Raw genomic sequence first — 19,902 nt, 5'->3', positions numbered from 1 at the left:
TTTCTGCTTGCGCGCTTATTAAGAAGTCTAACACTCTTCTAAAGCTATCTGCTTAATTTTCCTAATACTTTATTGGCAAACTGGAATAAATTAACGGATCGGTATAGGGAGTGGAATAATGGGGGATGCATTGGCCAGTCAGGCCGGCCGCAATGAAGCTTTTGCGCAGCTGGAGGCAGCGGTGAGCATTGTTCGTGCGGCAGGGTTGCAGATGATCGTGGCGCTTATTGATTTGGACCGGTTTTATTGCGTGAATGAAACGAAGGGCATGGAATTCGGCAATTATGTTCTGGGTATGGTCAGCAGACGGCTCAGGGAATCGAGAACGGTATCCTCGACAGTTAGGCGGATCGGAGGCAATACGTTTCTCGTAGCGATGCCGCTCGAGGGCAAGGATAGGCAAGGTTTGCTGGCCGTTGAGGCGATCAAAAACGCGGTTGAACGTCCCATCGAGTTCGATGGAACCGAACATTATTTATCTTCCAGCATCGGCGCAGCGGTATATCCGAAGGATGGACGGACGAGTGGACAGCTTATATGCCGTGCCGAACTGGCCTTGTACCAATCGAAGGAGCACGGCGGCAATCGGGTGCGGTTTTACAATATGGAGGATACGCTGTTTTTGAATCGACGGACAGATATCGAAGCGGCGCTTCGGCCTGCTCTTTTTTTGCGCCAGTTTCATTTGAGCTATCAGCCGGTCTATCACACGGAAGACGGGAGACTCCGAGGCTTTGAAGCCCTAATCCGCTGGAATCATCCCGAGCTGGGCATGATTACGCCGTTCGAATTCATCCCCCTCGCCGAGCATAGCGGGTTAATCATCCCAATCGGCGAGTGGGTTCTGCGCGAAGCATGCCGGATGCTGCGCGAGCTGAACCCCATCGGTACGAACAGCCGTCTGATCATGTCGGTTATCGTATCTCCGCTGCAGCTTCAGGACCCGACATTCGCCCGGACGGTGCTGCATATCCTGAAGGAGTACAATCTTGCTCCAGCCTCTCTTGAACTCGAAATCAAGGAGCATGCGATTATTTCTACTTCAGATACAGCCTTAGCGGCGCTAAGCGGGCTCCGCGCATCGGGCGTGCGTACCGTATTGGGCGACTTCGGAACCGGCTGCGCCTCCCTGGCAAACCTGAATAAATTACCTATTCAATGCTTGAAAATCGATAAGTCCTTTATACGCAAGATGAAAAATGACAGCGCGGAACGAATCGTCGTCGAAAGCATTATTCAGCTTGTTCACAGGCTTGGGCTGGAGGTCATAGCCGATGGCGTTGAATATGACGATCAATATTTGATGCTGCGCAAATGGGGCTGCGATTACGTACAGGGGCTGCTCCTCAGCATGCCGATGGAGTCGGCTTTGCTCGACCTGTCAATGATCCGCCGTTCCGAGCCGGCCTCAATGAATGCTTATTCCAGCACGATTCCGAAATAAGTGCGCAGCGCCTCGTTATACTCTTCCTTCGAATGGGGCGTCAGCGTCTTAACGCCTTCGGAGGTGAAAATACGAAACTGTTCTCCGGCAATCGTGTTGCGTCCCTCGGCGGTTCGCACCGCAGCCATAGGATTTCTCGTAAATATAGATTCAGGAGCGTTCTCACACCAGTATGTAGCCATAATAAAATCTTTAGGCAGCTTTGGCTCCTCGGTGAAGGAGTACAGCCACCGCCACTGGCCGTGATGGGATTCGCATAGCACCCAGCCGAATTGCCCGTCGCGTTCCATGCGGTAGCTCTCGGAGCCCTGCACGTGCACCTCTCCCTCGGTCAACTTGATCGGCCGGAGAGGCACAATTCCACCCACGCCTACATCGCACAAATAGAACGCGCCATCGACTTCGACTTTAAGAACATGATGCCGCTGCTTAGGCGGAGGATTAGGCTCGTCGCGCCAGAAACGGGCAACGAAGTCGGTTACGGAATAACCAAGCTCCCGCAGCAGCCAGCCGAACAAGGCGTTTAACTCGAAGCAGTAGCCGCCGCGCCGCCGAACGATTATTTTATCGATCAGATCATCCAATTCAAGCGAGAGCGGCTTCCGCCGCAAGATATCGAAATTCTCGTAAGGCACACGGTGAAGATGGCACTCCTGTAACCTGGCAAGCACTTCCGCGCTGTTCTCCGTGCTGCCTTCATACCCAATACGCTCAAGGTAGGCGCACACTTCGGGCTTTAGACGGCTGCGGCTGTCGTTCATCTTCTTGTTTCCTCCCTTAGTCCGGATAAATGCCGTACCCCATTGGTATTCGCCAAGCAGCGTTGAGGCTCCTTTTCCGCATGAAAGGAATGCAAAAAGACCTGAAGAATCACACGGGGCGCGTGTGTCAACAGGTCTTTTGGCTTATGCGGCCTAACATACTTCCAGGTAAAGCTTCGTTCCGTCGTTGTATTGAAAAATAGCGACATCCCGTACCATTTCTACGGATTTGATACGTCTCCATTTTTTGCGGAAATCAAAGTCTAATTCCAATTCGTACAATTTATGATGAAGCAGATCTACTGATGCGGATTGTTCGTTAGGGTAGTAGACAGGGACCGAACGACTTTTGAAGGTAATGACTTTCATCATTTATGCTGACACCTCCGATCGATTTCCCCCATTCTAACGTAAATCTTTTAGCCGCTTATGAAACAGTCGTCAGGATTTTGTTTATTTTATTTACATTTTCCTAACATTCAACAAAATTCGACATTAATCGAGTTTCTTTTTTGCTTAACTGGAGTAACTGCTGTATTTTTTTTTGTAATAGCCGTGTCCCTTCGGCGGGTAGTAGGGCGGACGATTTTGCGGCTGATGATAGCCTTTCTTGTAATCGCTGCTGCTATAGTGATGATAGCCGTGATTTTTGCGGCCGGTAACGGAGTGCAATAAACGTTGAAGCAGATGCTTGAACATGATATCAACCTCCTGAAAAATTTTTTGGATAAAACTTCGCTTCGAAAGCATACGCTTAATGTTTTGTGAAGCAAAAAAGGATTTCGAAAGCGTAAGCTTTCATATGTTAATAAGTACGTTATTTTGTCGATAAGGTTTCTAGGACAGTTGTGGATTGATGTGCGATATTGTAAAATTAGGCGCTTAAAAGTTTTGCGAAGCAAAACTTCGCTTCGAAAGCATCATCTTTGCCGCTCCCGGAGGTGAGTAACGGTGTGGAACCCAATAGCGCGAGGCTCGGAAATGATCCGCCAGTGGCAGGACTATCCGCTCAGGACCGGCATTCTATGGATGGGCCGCTATCGCATCAATCGTTTTCTTGGTATGGGCAGCTATGGCCAAGCTTATGCATGCACGGATATGGAGACAGGCCGAACCGTTCTTCTGAAACGAAACATGCCCAGCAAGAAGGAGCTCGGAAGATTGCTGCTGGAGCGGGAAAGCCGGATACTGCAGGAGCTGCGGCATCCGCGAATTCCGCAGTGGATTCGGTACGAGAGGCGTGGCCGCCATGAAGCGCTTATTATGGAGCTCGTCGAAGGCGATAATCTGGAGCATAAAATGATGGCGCAAGGCCGCACATTTTCGCTGCTGGAATCGCTTCGTATCGTCAAGGAACTCTTGCAGACACTGGATTATTTGCATCAAGCCGGTTTTGTCCACCGGGATGTCCGCATCCCGAATGTGCTGATGCAGGAGGATCGGATTTATTTGATCGACTACGGTCTATCCTGCCGGATCGGCGAGCGGCTTCCGGAGCCGCTGCGCTCTGGATTGAAGGAAACGGAGCCTGCCGCTGCGGAAGCGGATGTCTTAGCCGGCAGCAGCTGGTCGGCAGTGAAAAGGCGGATGAGAGTCCCCGTTCCCGCCAGCGATCTATACGGACTGGGCCATTTGTTCTTGTTCATGATGTATGCGGGATATGTGCCGGATGAAGGGCAGGGAGAGCGCGGCTGGGAGGAAGAGCTTGCGCTTCCGCAGGCCGTTACCCATTTTGTGCGACGGCTGCTCGGACAGGATGAACCGGGCTGGCATTCAGCCGCATTGTGCGGGCAAGAGCTGAGGGAGCTGATGAACAGGCTCCGTTCATAAGGAACTTTTTACATAAAGTCCAATAATTCCTGAAAGCTTTGATTGCTCATGTAATACGAGAGCACGGCAAGAATCGTTAGATGAAGCGGGTAAAAGCTGCGCCAGACGAATCGCGGCATGCGGATTTTGTCGAGACTGCGCAGAAAGCCGGGTAAATAGATGATGAACACGGTAGCAAACACGCTGAATAGTTGAAGAACCCAGCCTTTTACGAACACGCTGGCCGCATTGAGCGAGAAATGAAGCAGCGTCATCCATTGCGCTTCGGCATAGCGGTAAATCAATACGAGCAGAACCAGATAGGCGCCGTAGCTGAAGGGCAGCACTTCAAGCAGGATAACGAAAGCAGCTGCGATCAAATACGGAACGGCGGGCTTCCCCTTATATTTGTCGAGAAGGCGAAGAAGCAGCAGGCACATGAATAAGGAGCCTACCGTATTGACTTCAAGCAGGTGAAAGGCAAATTGATAAGGCAGCTGCGAGATAAGCGCAATCCAGGCCAATCGTTTCAAATAACGGTTTATATGGCTTGTTCGGAAGTAACCGAGCACGATGGCATAAGCGTAGATCGGCATTGCCAGCCGTCCGACGATTCTCCAGCCTGCATCTTCGGGAAACCAGATGAGTCCGATATGATCGATAAGCATCGTGAGCATGGCTAGAAATTGCATCGTGATCACCTTCATTTTTCTCGTTATTGCCCAAGTATACCACAGCGGGCACGCGAAGAAATGAAGAGACGGGGAAGACCTCCAAGCAAGCCGCTGCCGGCGAATAAGGAGGTCTTCTTGGTTAGGCTGCGTGATCTCGTTCGGGCTATAGACCGGCATTCTTCCGGAGCCGCTGCGCGATTCCCATGAAATTCTCCTGCGAGATGCCGGGCGCGAACTCCTCGGGCACCTCGCTCAGATCCGGCATCGGCGCTCCTTGCGGCGCTCCTTGAATGACTTCGAGCTGCGCGCCGGTGAGCGGATTCTGGCCATGCCAGATCAGCACGACATCCTTGTAATCATTCGGGCTGAACGTGTACAGCTTATTGCCCAGCCCCATCGCTTCATATTTCCGTGCCGTTTCGAAGCGGTTGTTGCTGAGGTCGGGAATAGGAATCAGGCTTTTCACGTCGGCGCCTGTCGCTAATTCCAGCGCTTTCGCACAGGCGAGCACGTGAACGCCGCTTCGAACGAGCAGGAAGCCGATCAATGCCCGCGCAGTCGGATGCTCGGTCATCTCATAGACCCGCATTTTGTGCGTGCGAGCGCCGCATTCCTGATAGAAATTGTGCAGCAGGTCCAGCACAAGATTGCCGCTGCTGCATACATGGTCACCTGACCAGGCACGGCCCATGGAATCGCCGGGCATCGAGGCCTGCGCCGTTCGGGTGAAAAAATAGCTGTTGCGTTTACTTAGGCCCTCCTTCTTCGGCGCCGAATTGGGGTCGCCGGGGCTTGTCGTGCCGGTAAGCACCCTATTAATTGCCGCGGCTACAAGCTCTGCGTGACCGAATTTCTCCGCCGTTATGATGGCCAACAGATCATAGAATGGCTTAAGCCGCTCTTTCTCCCTGAAATTAAACGACTGGTACATGTAATTGTTCAGTGCAGACATTTCACCGAATTTACCGCCAAGCAGCTCTTGAACAGCCGCCGCGGCATTCGCATCCGCATAAGGGGATGGCGGCAGCTCTACCTGAAGCCGATTTATTCGTTCGAACAAATGACTGCTCACCTCTTTCATCGACAATTCCTTCCATTCATATGTATGATTCCACGCGCCGCGGTAGACCGCTGTTGTCTAAATGGACAACCTTCTGTCGAAAGGGCTCGCCATGTGAAAAATCCGATTTCAACATTTGTCGGGGACTATACGTCCATACCATTCTCTTACTAGAACATAGAATAGAGTATATTCAGGAGGGAAGGGGGGATAGAAATGTCCGCCAAATTAAAAGTGAAAGTTCGCAGCGTAAAAACTCGCAAATCTTCGCGTCGTCGTGTACGCATATCTTCTTCTAGCTGCGGATGCAAGAGCGAAGGTCGCAGAAAACAGGATCCGGCTGTTGAAGGAGTGCAGGAAGCCGGCAAAGAGCTAAGCAAAATTTTTGATCAGCTGAGAAACGAAAATGTCGCAGAGAAGCTGGTGAAAGCCATTCGCTGCCACGACGCGAGAACGATTCAGCGGTTGCTGGATTGCGACTGCCGCGTAGTAAGCTTCTTCAGAATGCGCGATAAGGATTGCGTTAGAATCTGCTGTCAATTCGGCAGATACAACGACGTAACGGTTACGTTCGATATTTGTGTTAGAAGTGTGCAAGATCAATGCCGCCGCCATAATTCCTTGTTCTAGATTTTAGTAGATAGGCGCTGTCCAGGGAGTCTGTAGACTCTTCGGGCAGCTCTTTTAATTTCTGGGAGACTGGCGCTATCTGACCGATACATATTTGACGAGAAGGATGAATGCGGACGATGCTCATCGGGTACATGGATATGGGCATATACTCACGCAGGCGCATGCCATCGCATACTATAAGCTGAGCTGAGTGAATACCGGAAAAAACGAACAAGCATGGAGGGAAACGGGATGCCGCGAATACCGAATTTTCCGCAAGCGCTGTTAGATGAGCACCGCGTGTGGCATCATACGAATCATGTGACCCCGGGGACTGTGCCTCCGCCGGGATTTGGAGAAAAATTTCTGCGGTTTCATCGCGATTACATTAATCGTGTGTACAGCTGGTATGACCGGCAGGGGTATGACCGGAGGCTGATTGCGGGTTGGACGCAGGTGCCGGAGGCGTTTCGCCGCACGCCCTGCTACAAAGCCGCCGCGGAACAGAGGGTTACGTATAACCCGCTGTCCTTCCGGACGCTTGACGAACTGGGAAGCTTTATCGAAATGGAGCTGCACGGCTGCTTCCATGGAATGGCGGCCCAGTTGTACAATCAGCCGGAGCTGGATGATTTCGACCTGGCGCCACGGTATACGGAGTTCTATAATATCCATGGATTAATTGACATGTGGTACAGCAATTGGGAGAGAGCGTGGGGGGTTCGCGGCCGCTCGAGCGGAGGCGATGCTCAAGTTACGTACAATCGCGCAGCGCCCGAAGCACGCTCACATAATAAGACGCATCGCGCGGTACGAATTGGCTTGCCTTCACGGACCGCCGCGCCGGCGTCAGGCTGCCTGTATTGCCGTCAAGCTCGGCGCCAATCGCTGCAGCCTCGCCAAGCGAGCCCTCGAACAAAGCAATTAGCTCATCCAGGTCGGCCTCGTAAATCCCGGCCACTTCTTCCGGCTGGAGCCGCAGCTCCGTCAAAGCCGTCTCGCAGACAAGGCCAAAGACGTCGCTGACCTCCCGGTCGATGAATAGCGCGCCGTTCACCTCGCCGCTTGCTTCCTCGCGAATCTGACCCAGCGGAATGAGCTGCTCGAACGCAGCCGTTACGCCAAGCTCCTCTTCGAGCTCCCGCACGGCATCGCGAATCGTCTCTCCGGCGGATAAATGGCCGGCAGCCGTAATATCATAGCAGCCGGGATTCGTGTCTTTGCCGGCCTGGCGAAGCTGAAACCGCACGAATCGGCGGTTCTCTTCGCGTCTGGTCAGCCAGCAGTGAAAGGTGCGGTGCCAATACCCGTGCGCATGGGTCTCCGCGCGCGTAGCGGTTCCGAGCGGACGCAATTGCCAGTCATAAATATCGAACAGCTCCTCAGCCATGCTGGGCAGCCTCCAGCTGGGACGTGCAGTGCTTGCAGCGCGTTGCCTTGATCGGCACCTGGGACAAGCAGTACGGGCACTCCTTCTCCGTCGGTTCAGCCGGCTTCTCTTCCGCCTTCTTCTCTTTGCGGCGGAGAACGTTAATGACTTTTATAAGCATAAAAATGCAGAATGCAACGATCAAAAAGTCCAGCAAAACATTGATGAATTGGCCGTAGGCGATAGCAGGGGCCTTTGCTAAGTCTTCCTCTGTCATCGTATCCGTGTCTACGAGATAAAACTTCAAATGCTTGAAACTGACAGAGCCCAATATAGCGCCGACCGGCGGCATAATAATGTCATTGACGAGGGAGGTTACGATTTTCCCGAATGCGCCGCCGATAATAACGCCGACTGCGAGGTCGATGACATTGCCTTTCATGGCAAATTCTTTAAACTCTTTTATGATTTTCATCATTTCACTCCTATCTTATCTCTCAAGTATAGACCGAATCTACCGAGTCCATTCTACCATTTTAGCCGAAAAAGGGATGCTGAGAAACTCTCATCTTATTTTCTGACAAAAATATGCAATTTTCCACGAACGTAAGAAAGGATTTTATTGGATATTGTCGAATTTCCTATTGAGCAAGTAAATATTTTGAAATTGAAGGAGTACCATGAACGACCCTATCATTCAGGGAGACCCCTATTACTTGGCGCTTTCGTTGACCATCATGTGCTTCGCTTCCTATACGATGCTGAATATGGTCGATCAAGCGCAGCCGAGAGAACGCACGGACAGCTTGAACTGGACAACGGGCGGGGCTGCCGTATTCGGGCTTGGCATATGGACGATGCATGTCGTATCCTTGCTGGCGTCCGACTATAGAATCATTATTGATTGGAATATTCTTCTCATTCTGATCGTATGCGGCATCATTATTTATTTGGCCTTGCTCGTATTGCGCAAGAGGGAGCTTTCCGGAGGCAGACTTCTGTTCAGCGCCGCGCTGATGGCGATTGGCGCTACGATGCTCCACTATATGTCGATGCTTTCCGATTCCGTTATCCGGTTTCACATGAACTGGCTGATGTACGGATTTTCTTTTATGGCCAGCTTCGCGGGGGCGTATTTGGCTCTTTACTGGCTGGAGAAGAAGAGACCGGCTAAATATAAGCTAAAGGGCAGCCTTGCGCTCGGCTTGTCCAATATGCTGATGCACCAGCTGGGGCTGCATGCTTTGACACTGGAGTATTCCGACATCCTGTCGACGGAGCAAATGAATGACTATTTGTTTTTGCTGGCGTTCATGCTAGGCGTCTCCACGTTGATCATCCTCAGCTTTAGTCTCACGACCTGGATCGCGGCGAACCGGTACAGCCAGATTAACGAGCGGTACAGGCTGCTGGTTGAGAACTCCTTGGACACGATCGCCTTAATCAGCGAAGGCAAGTGGGAGTTTATCAACCGCGCCGGACTGACGATGTTCGAGGCGCTGAGCGAGTGCGACATCATTGGAACTTGTATCTACCGGCGATTGGATGAGAGCTGTCATCTGGAAATGGCCGCCTGGCTGAAGGCCGGACATATTAGCGGACAGGTTAAGCCGATTGAGCTGCTGTGGCATTCCATGAAAGGAAAGCCGCTGTATACGGAAATCGTGAGAGCGAGCGCCACCTTCTCGGGCAGGCAGATCGAGCAGTTCATTATCCGCGACATTTCGGAACGGAAGAAGAACGAAGAGCTGTTAATTAATTCAGAGAAGCTCTATGTGGCGGGGCAATTGGCGGCAGGCATCGCGCATGAAATCCGTAATCCGCTCACCTCGTTAAAAGGCTTTTTGCAGCTTATCGCTTCGGGCAGAACGGACAACGGCCATTTTTATGATATTATGAAATCGGAGCTTGTCCGGATCGAATCCATCGTTAGCGAGCTGCTGATGCTCTCCAAGCCGCAGGTATACGATTTCTCGTGCAGGGATGTCCGGCAGATGATGGCTGAAACGCTCACGCTGCTTGAAACGCAGGCTAATTTGCATAATGTCATCATTGACTACCGTTCGGACGATCAGCCTTTGTGGGTAATGGGCGTAGAGAATCAATTGAAACAGGTCTTTATTAATGTGCTTAAAAATGCGATCGAAGCGATGCCGGACGGGGGAGTGGTCGCGGTCGACATGTCCTTGGATGAGTCGGAAGCGATCGGCATCCGGATACAGGATGAAGGATCCGGCATTTCAAAGGAGCAGCTGTCCACGCTTGGGCAGCCGTTCTATACGACGAAGGATAAGGGAACCGGCCTCGGATTGATGGTTACCTACAAAATCATTGATAACCATCAAGGTCGAATTACGGTAGAGAGCGAAATGGGCGTCGGAACGATCTTCCGGATCCGATTGCCTTATAAGAAGCATTCCAAGTCTACATAACGGCATGTCATAACGGCGTTCCCAAATTGAAACCTATTTTTCAAGATGCCGTAATATGCTTATGCAGTAAGGTAACTACCAATTGAGTGGAGGTCGTAAACATGTTTAACCGTTTTTTGGCCAGTATCGGAATTGGCTCTGCAAAGATTGATACGCTGCTTGAGAAGCCGCGCTATTCACCGGGCGAAGAGGTCCGCGGAGTGGTACGGATACAGGGCGGCAACGTAGAACAGCAAATTGAAACGATCCAGCTATCGGTTATGACAGAATATATACGCGAAAGCAATGACAATAAATATACGCAGCGCGGAGAAGTCGGCCGATTCCATGTAAGCGCGCCGTTCACGCTTAAGGCGGGAGAGCAGCGCGAGGTGCCGTTCTCGTTCCGGCTGCCTCATCAGACGCCGCTTACGATCGGACGCGCGCCGGTATGGGTGAAGACGGAGCTAGACGTACGCGGCGGCGTAGATCCGGGCGACAATGACCGCATTGAAGTTGTTCCGACGGCACCGATGAATACCGTGCTTGAAGCCGTTAACGTATTAGGGTTCCGCTTGCGCAAGGCGGAGTGCGAGTATTCCTCCCGTCTCGGCCGGGGAATGCCGTTCGTGCAAGAGCTGGAGTTCGTGCCGACAACGCAATTCCGCGGCAGGCTGGATGAGCTCGAGTTGATGTTCTACCCGTCGGACCGGGAAGTCGAGCTGGTGCTTCAGATCGACCGCCGCGCGCGCGGCTTGTCGAGCTTCTTCGCTGAAGCGATGGATATGGACGAATCGTTTGTCCGCGTCCGCTTTACCAATGAGCAGCTTGCGGCAGGTCCGAACGCAATTGCCCAGCAGCTTTCAGACGTAATCGGCCGTTACGCCTAAGCGGCGAATGTATTGAAGACAGCCCAGGAGCGCTCCGGAAGGTGCGTTTCCGGGCTATTTTTGTTAAATTATAAGAATGAGGAATGCAGGAGGAGGATTTGCGTTGGCGGAGCCGCTTAAGGCCATATATGACGGATTATTTATTGAACGATTTGCCGGGTTGGTGAAATCGGACTGGGCGCCATTCGACGGGACGGCCTTTGCCGGGAACGTGAGGGACGGAGATTGGGAGCAGCTCGAGCTGAAAGCCCGTACGCGTAAAATAACGGCGGCGCTTGGCGCTGCCCTGCCTCAAGCCTACGAAGAGGCGCTGGCTGTGTTATATCGCATCGATGAGAAATGTACGGGGCTGCCTTATTTGTTTTTTCCCGACTTTGTTGAGGTTTTTGGCATGGCGTCTGAAAATTGGGATCTATCGATAGCGGCGCTGGAGCGGTTCACGAAACGCTCGACCTCTGAATTTGCGGTTCGGGCGTTTATATTAGCCGATCCTGACCGGATGGTTGCGCAGATGCTGGCCTGGGCGGAGCATCCGAACGAGCATGTGCGGCGTCTGGCAAGCGAGGGCATCCGACCGCGCCTGCCTTGGGCACAGGCTTTGCCGCTTTTTAAACGGGACCCGTCTCCCGTCCTTCCGATACTGGACAAGCTGAAGCGCGATTCGTCCCTCTATGTGCGCAAGAGCGTGGCGAACAATTTGAATGATATCGCAAAGGACCATCCGGAGCTCGTCGCGGAGCTGGCCGCATCATGGATCGGGCAGGACGATAAGACGGACTGGATCGTCAGGCACGGCTGCCGGACGCTGATCAAGAAAGCCAATCCGCGTGTGATGGCATTGTTCGGATATACGGAGCATGAAGAGGATGACGCTGCAAACCCGCTGGTTTCGTTAGCGGAAGTTAGCGTGACGCCAACGAGCGTTCCGATCGGAGGCGAGGCTGCGCTTCATTACCGCGTACGGCTGCGCGAGGGGGAGCGGGCGAAGCTGCGGATTGAGTATGGCATTGATTTTGTGAAATCCGGCGGTAAAACGTCGTTGAAACGGTTTCTGCTGTCTGACCGGGAATTTGCCGGGGGCGCCGCTCCGGAAGGTTCGCGCGTGCACCGCTTCGCGGATTTAACGACGCGCAAGCATTATGCCGGCATTCACCGGATATCGATCTGGGTTAACGGGAGGGAGGCGGCTTCCGCAGAGCTGCAGCTGACGGAGGCTGTTCCTCTATGACGATTGGCGCAAGAGTATTAAAGACGGGAATGGCGGTCGCGTTAGCGATCTATCTAAGCGGCCTATTCGGCTTCGCGTCTCCGCTTATTGCGGCGGTTGCGGCTATTTTCACGATACAGCCGTCGATCTACCGTTCCTGGCAACGAGTGACGGATCAGGTGCAAACGAATCTGCTCGGCGCGCTAATCGCGCTTGCCGCCGTCCGGTTGTTCGGACATACGCCGATAGCGGTCGGGCTTGTCTGTATCGTTGTCATTCTCATCAGTATCCGGCTGCGGATGGAGGGTACGATCAGCCTGACTCTCGTTACGGTTGTGGCCATTATGGAAGCGAACGGGCAAGGCTGGGATTCGGCGGTCGAGCGGTTCTTAATGGTGTTAACCGGGATCGGCGCATCGTTCGCCGTCAATGTGCTTGTCTTCCCGCCGCGGCCGCGCAGGCAATTCACTGCGCTTGTTCAACGGGCGTACGGCCAGCTTTCGCTGCTGCTGCGGACCGCGATCTCGAATGAGATGAAGGAGCAGGTGTTCCGGAAGGAGAAGGAACATCTTCACGGCACGCTTCGCAAGCTGGAGGAAAGCTATGCCGTATTCGAGGAGGAGCGCAAGTTGCTGGCCCGCGCGAAGACGAGCCATGCCCGCCAGCTGCTCCTGTCGAAGCAGCTGATCAAGACGCTGCAGAAAGGGGCGGACCTGCTGGATCTGGTGGAGGAGCATTACTTTGCCTCGCCAAATGCGGGCGAATGGGCGCAGCGCTTTGACCGCCGACTTGAGGATTTGACGAAGTATCACGAGAATATTTTGCTGAAGGCCGATGGAAAAATGAAGCCAAAAGCGCAGATTGAGCCGGAGGACGAGCGGGAGGACCGGCTGATCGAGGAACTGACCGCCTCGATTCTGGAGGATCCGGATGGGCATAAGCGGCTTGTATTTGTCGCATCTGGCCTATTCGAGTATGCCTATCATCTGCGGCGGCTGGATAAGCTGCTTGACCAAGTGCAGCAGCGGGAAGACCAGGCGAAAGACGCCGGCTTGGAGGATACGGAGGAAGTGCAGTCGTAAACCAAGACGCATCAGGCCGGATACACGAGTTTCGTGTTCCGGCCTGATGCGTCCTGCTGGATGTCTGTTCTACTATAACTACTGTTTATCCTGTTTCTTGCTAGTGGTCGTGTGACGGCGGGGATGCTGCATATGCGCTTCCGGATCGTCGTCGTCATCATGCGGCACTAGTCGCGGATCGGTATGTCCTTTATGGTGATTGTTGAATTCGAGCTCAACGAGCTCCCATTCTGTCGTTCCGATCTGCGGATCAGCCGGGAAGACATCTCCTCGATCCAGCTTCTCTTCACGGCCCAATTCGTTGCTGTAAACGCCTCTGACCTCGACCGGCTCGCCGGACATCGGATTCATTTCATGATGATCTTGATTGCTCATCGTGTCAACCAACCTTCCTGTGCTTATAATCCGTGCTTCGGCACCGCTGCGCGGTCAGCATCCGATTGGAGATCGCTAGCCGCTTGTTTGTCGGCCTGGCCGCGGTCTGCCTTCGATTGCGCCTTGCTTGCTGCTTTCTGCTGATTAGACGTATGCTCGTTTGCCATGTGGTCACCCCTCCTGCGTATTCATCATAGGCGATATCTTCACAAGAAGATCCTCAATAGTTTGCCACAAAAGGAAGATATGTATGAGTGCAAGCGGTTAAAAGGGAGGAGGCCTTACAATAAACGCAAACCGCAGGCGGGGCAGTCCGAATCGCGTTCGGTGACTGTAATGCCGCAGGCGGGACACGGCTCGGAGAAGGGGCTTACCGTACCGGAAGACGCGGCGGATTGGCTCTTGGCGGGAGTTGAGCCGGCATTCTCCTCCGGCTGCCGCTTGAGATGGGCAGGGGTGCCGAACAGCGTCTCCACGATTTCCTTCAACTCCTTATATCTGTCGGAATCGTCCGTGGCGATTCGGACGAACATGAACATGCCGCCAAGCAGCGCTCCGGCGACGAGGAGGACGATGGCGGTGGCGCCGGCGTCAAACCAGGACATGAAAGGCATAGCCGCGTACATGGTCCCGTTCAGGAATAAAGCCGTCATCACGCCGCCTTATCCGTTGACTTGATAGCGTGATTCCAGCCTTTTCCCGCCAAACCACATGACAAGAACGGCCGTGATGGACACGAAGATTCGCCATGGTTCGTCGACGAGATTGCCGATGTCGAAGCTGATCAAGGATATGCTGAAGATCATAACGGATTTGCCGAGAATAGTTGCAAGCAGAAACGTATGGAACGGCACCTTGCTGAGACCGGATACGACGGTAATGACAATGGACGGGGTAAAGGGGAAGCAGGCAAGCAGGAAGAGCGGCGTAAAGCCCTTTCGCTCGACCCAATTGAAGAACCGCTCCGATTTGGGAAAGCGCCTCTCCAATTTTCCCTTGACGTTGCGGCCCAGCTTGCGGCTGATCCAAAATACGCATACCGCTCCGGCCGTCACGCCGATCCACGAAAATAAGAAACCGAAGCCGAGGCCGTAAATATTCGCATTTGCCGCAACGATGACAATTAACGGCAGGAAGGGGAGAAACGACTCGATCATCGGAAGCAGGATGCCCGGGAGAGGTCCCCACCCGGAATAACTCTCCAGCGTCCGCTGGATCGAATCAAGGTCCATATGCTTAATATATTCCATCCAATTGACCCATTCATTCATACAGGTAACTCCGTTCTACTTGTTTGTAGCATCGCCGCTTGCCGCGAAGGCTTGAAAGGGAAACCATAAATAAAAGGCGCCTATGAGCCCGAATAGGACGGCACTGACCCAGAAGACGGCGGTTTCCCCGCTCCAGGCCGCGATAAAACCTCCGGCAACCGGACCGATCATAACGCCAATGCCTTCAAAGGTGGACAATATGCCCCATCCGAGCCCTTCCTGCTTCGGCGGCACATAGGTCGCGAGCAGCGCATTCCAAGCGGGAAGCACGGCGGCATAAGATAGGCCAAGCGTGATGGCTATAAGTAAACAATACCAAAATGAGAGTCCCCATGCCAGCATGTACAGTCCGAGCGCAAAGGCGCCGAAGCCGGCGACGAGGAACCACTTTTTGCCGCCCAGCTTGTCTGAGAGGCGGCCCATCGGAATCAGCCCTGCAGCAGCGCATACTCCGCCGACAGTGAGCAGAATCGAGTACTGGGTGCCGGACAGCCCAAGCTCCTGATCGGCAAAGCTTGGCAGGATCGGGACAAGCATGCTCGCGCCTGTCGTCTGCAATATCATGCCTGGAAGCAGAAGCTTCATATGACCGAGCCTCGCCTTAAGAACGGCGAATTGCTTGCGAAGCGGGGGCTGCTGCAGGCTGACGGCTTTCTCTTTGCTCATGAAGAAAGTCAGCAGGCAGGCAAGCAGCGACATCCAGACAAGCAGCTGGTACGTAAACGATACGCTGTAATCAAGCAAAATATTACATACAATCGGTCCGCTTCCAAGGCCGACCATCCAAATGGTGTATAGAAGCCCCATCTGCGTAGCGCGCTTCTCCTCGGACACTCTCGTCAGGCACACGATCCAGATCGGGGACATCCCGATGCCGTATAACGCGGCAGAGCCGATGAACATCCACGGGAGCTCGGCGAACTGCAAGAAATAAACACCGGCAAGCGATATAATCAGTCCGGTCAGGACAACGAGGCGGATGGAGAAACGGTCGAGCAAATAGCCAATGACCATTTTTAGCAGCGTATCCGTTATGTAATGGGCAGAGATCGCGATACCGATCACATCGGGTGCGAGCCCTAACGTCTTGGCGCCGTAGATCGGAAGAAGACTGACAAGAACGGCGCCTCTGACAAATTCGACAATGAACAAAATAACGGAGATGAGCCTCATCTCCGCTCCAAACCATGACTTTTGAACTGTTTGCACGCACAAGCTCCTTATCCGAGGTTATAGAATGGATGCTCTATCTATTATACGCAAGTTGGATAGAATATCCAAAACAATGCTTTCCGCAGGCGTTTGCGACGCTTGCAGCTGTTTGGTGCACAGCCTGCTTGCGGCAAGCCGGAGAGGGTCGCCGAGCAGCTTCGTGATTTGGCTTGCAAGCTCTTCCGGCGCATACGCCAAGATTGCAGCTCCTTTGGACTGCAGGTACAAGGCGTTTTGTTTCTCTTGGCCCGGAACCGGCCTGTAGATAAAAATAGGCAGCCCGGCCGCGATCGCTTCGGAAAGCGTAACGCCTCCCGGTTTCGTAATCAGGCATCCGGAAATCGCCATCAGCTCGTGAATTTGCTCGACATAGCCGTAGACATGCAGCCTCGACCTATCCGGATGGCGCCGGAATTGATTTTGTACCGTCTCCCTCAGTTGATGGTTATAGCCGCACACCAGCGCAACCTGCACGTTCGGATCCTCCAGCAATCCTCCGCAAATCAGCTCTACGTCCGGCATAACGCCTTGCGCGCCCGGCATGATCAGTATGACCGGTTTATCCGCTTGCAGCCCATACCGCTCGTAAAGCTCGGCGGTTGCTTCCGCCTGGCGGAAGCCGCGCTTGAGCGGGATGCCACTTACTTGAATCGAGCTGCCGGGAATGCCGAGATGGGTTAGTTCTCTCTTCAAATCATCCGTTGCGACATAATAGCGGTCAATGCTCGGGTGAACCCAGCGGCGATGAAGGTCAAAGTCGGTGATCACCGCATATGAGGGCGGCCATAGTCGCTTGCGCCGCTTAAGTTCGGGAAGGGCAAAGAGCGGGAAGGTATGAACGACGGCATCGGGCCGCTCGGCGGCGAGAATCCGCCTTATTTTGTCCCGGCCGAAGGAATGCAGCAAGCCGCCAAACAGCGAATCATGCTTCATCGGTCTCGTGAAATCATACATCCAGCCGTACAGGGAGGGCATGTGCGTATAGCTCCGCTGATAGAAGCGGCGCGTCATCTCATTCAGCCAGGGGTGAGATTCGGCCATCAGATCAACCATGACCGTCCGATGGTTGCCTTGCTCCTCCAGCGCATCGCGAATGGCGCGTGCGGCCTGCAGATGGCCTTCTCCGTAGGAAGCGTACAAAATTAACAATTTGGGCTGCCGGTTTTGTTCGAATCTTATCATGTGTCGCACCTCCTGCCGATAGTATAGCGGATGAATGTAAAGCGGGCATTTACGCGGTTTGGTTACTTTGTGTAATTTTTGTATAATAAATGAGTAATTCATTTTATTCATAAATTGAAGGAGCGATGAAGAGTATGCAGTACACGAAATTAGGAAGATCGGGTCTCCGGGTTAGCCGGCTGTGCCTCGGTACGATGAATTTTGGCGTGGACACCGACGAGAAGGAATCATTCCGTATTATGGATGCCGCTATGGACGCAGGAATCAACTTTTTTGATACGGCCAATATTTACGGCTGGGGCGAAAATGCGGGACGCACGGAAGAAATTATCGGCAAATGGTTCCAGCAAGGAGACGGAAGACGCGAGCGTACGGTTCTCGCTACTAAAGTATATGGCGATATGCATGACCCTCATGACGGTCCAAACCGGGAGGCTGGCTTGTCGGCTTATAAAATCCGCAGGCATTTGGAGAGTTCCCTGAAGCGTCTGCAAACCGACCACATCGAGCTGTATCAAATGCATCACGTAGATCGCAGCGTCAACTGGCACGAGCTGTGGGGAGCATTCGAAACGGCGGCGGCGCAGGGAAAAGTCGGCTACATAGGCTCAAGCAACTTCGCCGGCTGGGATATCGCGGTCGCGCAGGGCGAAGCGAAGGCAAGAGGCTTGATCGGACTCGTATCCGAGCAGCATAAATATAATTTGCTCTGCCGTCTGCCTGAGCTGGAAGTGCTTCCGGCTTCGCAGGCGCTGGGGCTTGGCGTTATTCCATGGAGCCCGCTGGACGGCGGCTTGCTCGCGGGTAATCACCGCCGCAAGGACGGAGGCCGCCGCAGCGGCGATTCGAAGCGGTTCGAGCAGCACCGCGAGAAGCTGGAAGCCTATTCGGCATTCTGCGACGAGCTGGGCGAGCCGGAGGATCTTGTATCGCTCGCATGGCTGCTGGCGAATCCGGCCGTTACGGCGCCGATCATCGGCGTGCGCACGCTTGATCAATTCAAGCGGTCGCTGCGTGCGGTGGAAATCTCGCTGGATGAGTCCGCGCTTAGACGCATCGACGAAATCTTCCCGGGCCCCGGCGGCGAAGCGCCTCGCGCTTACGCCTGGTAAAACCAAAACCGCCCAGCTCCCGATTGCGGGGGCTGGGCGGTTTTGCTGAAACCCGATAATGAGAAGCACAAAATCCGTTTATTGAAGCAGCAGGCCGACCAACTGGTTAAATCAACTGGTTAAATCAACAGGTTAAACAGGACCGGATCCTTGTTCAGCTCCAGAAATTGAAAGCCTTTCTTCGCCATGCGTTCGACGAGCGGATCGTAATCGGAGCGGTGCTTCAGCTCAATGCCGACCAAGGCGGGACCGTTGTCCTTGTTGGATTTCTTCGTATATTCGAACCTTGTAATGTCGTCGTTCGGACCGAGCACCTGATCGAGAAATTCACGAAGCGCGCCTGCGCGCTGCGGAAAGCTTACCATGAAATAATGCTTGTATCCTTCGTAAATCAACGAACGTTCTTTGATTTCCTGCATCCGGTCGACATCGTTATTGCCGCCGCTTACGATGCAAACTACCGTTTTGCCTTTGATTTGGTCACGATACGCGTCGAGCGCGGTAATCGGCAGCGCCCCTGCGGGTTCGGCAACGATCGCATTCTCGTTGTACAGATCCAGCATCGTGGTGCAAACCTTGCCTTCCGGTACGGTAACGACACCGTCGAGCAGGTCGCGGCATATCGCAAACGTCAAATCGCCTACCCTCTTAACGGCCGCGCCGTCAACGAACTTATCGATTTGATCGAGCGGGGTAACGGCACCGGCATCCAGCGAAGCCTTCAGCGAAGGCGCGCCCTCCGGTTCTACGCCGATGATCTTCGTCGAAGGAGAGACGGATTTCACGTAAGAGGCAACGCCGGCGGCAAGGCCGCCTCCGCCGACGGTTACGAATACGAAGTCGGGCGCGGATTCAGCGGCTTCCATAAGCTCTTGGCCGACCGTGCCGTTGCCAGCTATGATTTTGCGGTCGTCGAAGGGGTGGATGAATGCCATGCCGCTTCGGCTGCTTTCGGCAACCGCCTCTGCATAGGCGTCGTCGAATGTATCGCCGGTCAGAATGACTTCAACCCGCGAGCCGCCGAAGAAGGACACCTGCGTCACCTTTTGCCGCGGCGTCGTGCTGGGCATGTAGATTTTGCCCGGGATGCCAAGAGTTTGACAGGAGTAGGCCACGCCTTGCGCATGATTGCCGGCGCTGGCGCAGACGACGCCCTTGGCTAACGTATCGGAATCCAGGGAGCGCATCAGATGAAACGCGCCTCTTATTTTAAACGAACGAACGATTTGCAGGTCCTCGCGCTTGAGCAGCACCTGGCAGCCGTACCTCTCGGAGAGCACGCGGTTATGCTGCAGCGGCGTACGGGTAACGACATCCTTCAAATGCATTTGAGCCTGAACGATTTCTTCGAGGCCTATGCGCTCTGTCGGGGTTTGGTTCAGATTCATAACGGATCTTCCTCTCGGCTTCCATGAAACAGCAGCATGATTT

The 19,902-nt window shown here is 53.6% G+C and carries 23 protein-coding genes; 8 read left to right on the top strand and 15 right to left on the bottom strand.

Translation table 11 applies throughout. The features are described 5' to 3' along the window. Positions 1–118: 118 nt before the first annotated feature. Entirely contained in the window at positions 119–1,444 is a 1,326-nt protein-coding gene (locus H581_RS35545) for a putative bifunctional diguanylate cyclase/phosphodiesterase (protein ID WP_051251400.1), read from the top strand. Here H581_RS35545 and H581_RS0127095 read toward each other — a convergent pair. The 3 genes from H581_RS0127095 to H581_RS0127085 all read right to left on the bottom strand — a co-directional run bounded on the left by H581_RS0127095 (position 1,420) and on the right by H581_RS0127085 (position 2,904). Then, positions 1,420–2,205 carry an arylamine N-acetyltransferase family protein gene (locus tag H581_RS0127095; RefSeq protein WP_028612743.1) on the bottom strand — a complete coding sequence of 262 codons (786 nt, stop codon included), beginning with the start codon at positions 2,203–2,205 and terminating at the stop codon, positions 1,420–1,422. The genes H581_RS35545 and H581_RS0127095 overlap by 25 nt on opposite strands. Before the next feature lie 153 nt (positions 2,206–2,358). Beyond that, on the bottom strand, positions 2,359–2,577 hold the full coding sequence (locus tag H581_RS0127090; protein WP_028612742.1) for a hypothetical protein: 219 nt from the start codon (positions 2,575–2,577) through the stop codon (positions 2,359–2,361). Positions 2,578–2,721: 144 nt separating this feature from the next. Next, on the bottom strand, positions 2,722–2,904 hold the full coding sequence (locus tag H581_RS0127085) for a hypothetical protein (RefSeq protein WP_028612741.1): 183 nt from the start codon (positions 2,902–2,904) through the stop codon (positions 2,722–2,724). A 252-nt stretch (positions 2,905–3,156) separates the two neighbouring features. On the opposite strand from H581_RS0127085, the gene H581_RS0127080 reads away from it, so the two are divergent. Further along, positions 3,157–4,035 (top strand): serine/threonine protein kinase, encoded by an 879-nt coding sequence (locus H581_RS0127080; protein ID WP_028612740.1) that lies wholly within the window; start codon positions 3,157–3,159, stop codon positions 4,033–4,035. 8 nt (positions 4,036–4,043) lie between these two features. Here H581_RS0127080 and H581_RS0127075 read toward each other — a convergent pair whose 3' ends face one another. Together H581_RS0127075 and H581_RS0127070 are read right to left on the bottom strand one after the other, a co-directional pair. Further along, positions 4,044–4,865 (bottom strand): TraX family protein, encoded by an 822-nt coding sequence (locus H581_RS0127075; RefSeq protein ID WP_245600167.1) that lies wholly within the window; start codon positions 4,863–4,865, stop codon positions 4,044–4,046. Then, positions 4,852–5,748 carry a manganese catalase family protein gene (locus tag H581_RS0127070; protein ID WP_028612738.1) on the bottom strand — a complete coding sequence of 299 codons (897 nt, stop codon included), beginning with the start codon at positions 5,746–5,748 and terminating at the stop codon, positions 4,852–4,854. Before H581_RS0127070 ends, H581_RS0127075 begins: the two co-directional genes overlap by 14 nt. A gap of 216 nt (positions 5,749–5,964) precedes the next feature. On the opposite strand from H581_RS0127070, the gene H581_RS0127065 reads away from it, so the two are divergent. Then, positions 5,965–6,378 (top strand): hypothetical protein, encoded by a 414-nt coding sequence (locus H581_RS0127065; protein WP_028612737.1) that lies wholly within the window; start codon positions 5,965–5,967, stop codon positions 6,376–6,378. A 267-nt stretch (positions 6,379–6,645) separates the two neighbouring features. Here the strand turns inward: H581_RS0127065 and H581_RS38110 are convergent, their stop codons facing one another. From H581_RS38110 to mscL, 3 genes are all read right to left on the bottom strand, one after another. After that, the gene (locus H581_RS38110; RefSeq protein ID WP_156889697.1) at positions 6,646–7,035 is read right to left on the bottom strand and encodes a hypothetical protein; all 390 of its coding nucleotides are present in this window, start codon (positions 7,033–7,035) and stop codon (positions 6,646–6,648) included. Between the two features lie 79 nt (positions 7,036–7,114). Further along, positions 7,115–7,750, bottom strand: a complete 636-nt coding sequence (locus H581_RS0127060; protein ID WP_028612736.1) for an NUDIX hydrolase — start codon at positions 7,748–7,750, stop codon at positions 7,115–7,117. Then, complete coding sequence (gene mscL, locus H581_RS0127055) at positions 7,743–8,207, bottom strand: large-conductance mechanosensitive channel protein MscL (RefSeq protein ID WP_028612735.1); 465 nt, start codon at positions 8,205–8,207, stop codon at positions 7,743–7,745. The genes H581_RS0127060 and mscL overlap by 8 nt, the downstream gene beginning before the upstream one ends. A gap of 202 nt (positions 8,208–8,409) precedes the next feature. On the opposite strand from mscL, the gene H581_RS36725 reads away from it, so the two are divergent. The 4 genes from H581_RS36725 (at position 8,410) to H581_RS0127035 (ending at position 13,319) form a co-directional block, all read left to right on the top strand. After that, positions 8,410–10,161, top strand: a complete 1,752-nt coding sequence (locus tag H581_RS36725) for an ATP-binding protein (RefSeq protein WP_051251399.1) — start codon at positions 8,410–8,412, stop codon at positions 10,159–10,161. Positions 10,162–10,262: 101 nt separating this feature from the next. Further along, positions 10,263–11,030, top strand: a complete 768-nt coding sequence (locus H581_RS0127045) for a sporulation protein (RefSeq protein ID WP_028612734.1) — start codon at positions 10,263–10,265, stop codon at positions 11,028–11,030. A gap of 103 nt (positions 11,031–11,133) precedes the next feature. Then, positions 11,134–12,258: a DNA alkylation repair protein gene (locus H581_RS0127040; RefSeq protein ID WP_028612733.1), complete on the top strand. Its 1,125-nt coding sequence runs from the start codon at positions 11,134–11,136 to the stop codon at positions 12,256–12,258. After that, positions 12,255–13,319 (top strand): FUSC family protein, encoded by a 1,065-nt coding sequence (locus H581_RS0127035; RefSeq protein WP_028612732.1) that lies wholly within the window; start codon positions 12,255–12,257, stop codon positions 13,317–13,319. The genes H581_RS0127040 and H581_RS0127035 overlap by 4 nt, the downstream gene beginning before the upstream one ends. Before the next feature lie 78 nt (positions 13,320–13,397). Here the strand turns inward: H581_RS0127035 and H581_RS0127030 are convergent, their stop codons facing one another. The 6 genes from H581_RS0127030 to H581_RS0127005 form a co-directional block, all read right to left on the bottom strand. Beyond that, positions 13,398–13,694 carry a hypothetical protein gene (locus tag H581_RS0127030; protein WP_028612731.1) on the bottom strand — a complete coding sequence of 99 codons (297 nt, stop codon included), beginning with the start codon at positions 13,692–13,694 and terminating at the stop codon, positions 13,398–13,400. A gap of 23 nt (positions 13,695–13,717) precedes the next feature. Continuing rightward, a complete protein-coding gene (locus H581_RS38515) occupies positions 13,718–13,861 on the bottom strand; it encodes a hypothetical protein (RefSeq protein WP_169507549.1) in 144 nt (47 codons plus the stop codon). 114 nt (positions 13,862–13,975) lie between these two features. Further along, positions 13,976–14,347, bottom strand: a complete 372-nt coding sequence (locus H581_RS0127020; RefSeq protein WP_028612730.1) for a zinc ribbon domain-containing protein — start codon at positions 14,345–14,347, stop codon at positions 13,976–13,978. A 9-nt stretch (positions 14,348–14,356) separates the two neighbouring features. After that, positions 14,357–14,965, bottom strand: a complete 609-nt coding sequence (locus tag H581_RS0127015; protein ID WP_028612729.1) for a TVP38/TMEM64 family protein — start codon at positions 14,963–14,965, stop codon at positions 14,357–14,359. A gap of 15 nt (positions 14,966–14,980) precedes the next feature. Beyond that, positions 14,981–16,174 (bottom strand): MFS transporter, encoded by a 1,194-nt coding sequence (locus H581_RS0127010; RefSeq protein WP_028612728.1) that lies wholly within the window; start codon positions 16,172–16,174, stop codon positions 14,981–14,983. A gap of 21 nt (positions 16,175–16,195) precedes the next feature. Then, positions 16,196–17,359, bottom strand: coding sequence for an MGDG synthase family glycosyltransferase (locus H581_RS0127005; protein WP_028612727.1), 1,164 nt, complete (start codon positions 17,357–17,359; stop codon positions 16,196–16,198). 134 nt (positions 17,360–17,493) lie between these two features. On the opposite strand from H581_RS0127005, the gene H581_RS0127000 reads away from it, so the two are divergent. Beyond that, on the top strand, positions 17,494–18,471 hold the full coding sequence (locus H581_RS0127000; RefSeq protein WP_028612726.1) for an aldo/keto reductase: 978 nt from the start codon (positions 17,494–17,496) through the stop codon (positions 18,469–18,471). A 119-nt stretch (positions 18,472–18,590) separates the two neighbouring features. Here H581_RS0127000 and ilvA read toward each other — a convergent pair whose 3' ends face one another. Then, complete coding sequence (ilvA, locus tag H581_RS0126995; protein ID WP_028612725.1) at positions 18,591–19,859, bottom strand: threonine ammonia-lyase IlvA; 1,269 nt, start codon at positions 19,857–19,859, stop codon at positions 18,591–18,593. Positions 19,860–19,902 lie beyond the last annotated feature (43 nt).

The sequence above is a fragment of the Paenibacillus harenae DSM 16969 genome (assembly GCF_000422465.1).
Classification (GTDB): Bacteria; Bacillota; Bacilli; order Paenibacillales; family Paenibacillaceae; genus Pristimantibacillus; species Pristimantibacillus harenae.
The sequence above is the reverse complement of the archived record's forward strand: the minus strand, read 5'-3'. Positions and strand labels throughout refer to the sequence as shown.

Bases quoted from the DNA above. Each gene is read 5' to 3' on its own strand.
- H581_RS0127075 (WP_245600167.1), bottom strand. From the start codon at position 4,865: ATGCCGGTCTATAGCCCGAACGAGATCACGCAGCCTAACCAAGAAGAC.
- H581_RS0127060 (WP_028612736.1), bottom strand. From the start codon at position 7,750: ATGGCTGAGGAGCTGTTCGATATTTATGACTGGCAATTGCGTCCGCTC.
- H581_RS0127035 (WP_028612732.1), top strand. From the start codon at position 12,255: ATGACGATTGGCGCAAGAGTATTAAAGACGGGAATGGCGGTCGCGTTA.
- H581_RS0127030 (WP_028612731.1), bottom strand. From the start codon at position 13,694: ATGAGCAATCAAGATCATCATGAAATGAATCCGATGTCCGGCGAGCCG.
- H581_RS0127000 (WP_028612726.1), top strand. From the start codon at position 17,494: ATGCAGTACACGAAATTAGGAAGATCGGGTCTCCGGGTTAGCCGGCTG.
- H581_RS0127085 (WP_028612741.1), bottom strand. From the start codon at position 2,904: ATGTTCAAGCATCTGCTTCAACGTTTATTGCACTCCGTTACCGGCCGC.
- H581_RS0127045 (WP_028612734.1), top strand. From the start codon at position 10,263: ATGTTTAACCGTTTTTTGGCCAGTATCGGAATTGGCTCTGCAAAGATT.
- H581_RS0127090 (WP_028612742.1), bottom strand. From the start codon at position 2,577: ATGATGAAAGTCATTACCTTCAAAAGTCGTTCGGTCCCTGTCTACTAC.
- H581_RS0127020 (WP_028612730.1), bottom strand. From the start codon at position 14,347: ATGACGGCTTTATTCCTGAACGGGACCATGTACGCGGCTATGCCTTTC.
- H581_RS38515 (WP_169507549.1), bottom strand. From the start codon at position 13,861: ATGGCAAACGAGCATACGTCTAATCAGCAGAAAGCAGCAAGCAAGGCG.
- H581_RS0127015 (WP_028612729.1), bottom strand. From the start codon at position 14,965: ATGAATGAATGGGTCAATTGGATGGAATATATTAAGCATATGGACCTT.
- ilvA (WP_028612725.1), bottom strand. From the start codon at position 19,859: ATGAATCTGAACCAAACCCCGACAGAGCGCATAGGCCTCGAAGAAATC.
- mscL (WP_028612735.1), bottom strand. From the start codon at position 8,207: ATGATGAAAATCATAAAAGAGTTTAAAGAATTTGCCATGAAAGGCAAT.
- H581_RS38110 (WP_156889697.1), bottom strand. From the start codon at position 7,035: ATGGATATTATAGAACTCCGTATACCGTGGCGCCAGGTCGAAATCATC.
- H581_RS0127065 (WP_028612737.1), top strand. From the start codon at position 5,965: ATGTCCGCCAAATTAAAAGTGAAAGTTCGCAGCGTAAAAACTCGCAAA.
- H581_RS36725 (WP_051251399.1), top strand. From the start codon at position 8,410: ATGAACGACCCTATCATTCAGGGAGACCCCTATTACTTGGCGCTTTCG.
- H581_RS0127005 (WP_028612727.1), bottom strand. From the start codon at position 17,359: ATGATAAGATTCGAACAAAACCGGCAGCCCAAATTGTTAATTTTGTAC.
- H581_RS0127095 (WP_028612743.1), bottom strand. From the start codon at position 2,205: ATGAACGACAGCCGCAGCCGTCTAAAGCCCGAAGTGTGCGCCTACCTT.
- H581_RS35545 (WP_051251400.1), top strand. From the start codon at position 119: ATGGGGGATGCATTGGCCAGTCAGGCCGGCCGCAATGAAGCTTTTGCG.